Source organism: Microbacterium sp. 1.5R (assembly GCF_007667425.1).
In the GTDB taxonomy this organism is placed as follows: Bacteria; Actinomycetota; Actinomycetes; order Actinomycetales; family Microbacteriaceae; genus Microbacterium.
This window is the reverse complement of record NZ_VDRC01000006.1, coordinates 1-352: the sequence shown is the minus strand read 5'-3', so window position 1 is coordinate 352 and position 352 is coordinate 1. Positions and strand designations below refer to the sequence as shown.

At 71.6% G+C, this 352-nt stretch carries 1 pseudogene; it reads right to left on the bottom strand.

Going from position 1 to position 352, the window contains the following annotated elements:
- Nucleotides 1–352, bottom strand: a pseudogene (locus FSY98_RS16810) (PKD domain-containing protein); the annotation flags it as partial.

The following is a 352-nucleotide window of genomic DNA, read 5'->3' as shown; positions in this document are numbered from 1 at the left end:
GACCCATCCGAGTCCGTCGACCCCGACCCGTCCACCGACACACCCAGACCCGACACCGCCGACGTGAACGCCGCCACCGGGTTCGCGTTCGGAGCCGGAACCGTCGTGCCGGGGATCTTCGCCACCAGATTGTCGAACCGCACCGCGAACGGCACATTCGACAGCCCCGCACCCGCATACGCGGCCAGACCCACCTGACCCGGCGCCTGCAGAGCAGCGGTCGAATCGGTTGCGCTGACCTGCCAGGCAGCCGGCTCCGCCGTGCCCGCCTTCCACGCCTTCGCGCGCACCGTCGTCGGAGACGTCCCCGACGCCTCCACCCGCACCGTCACCGTCGTCCCAGCCGTCACCG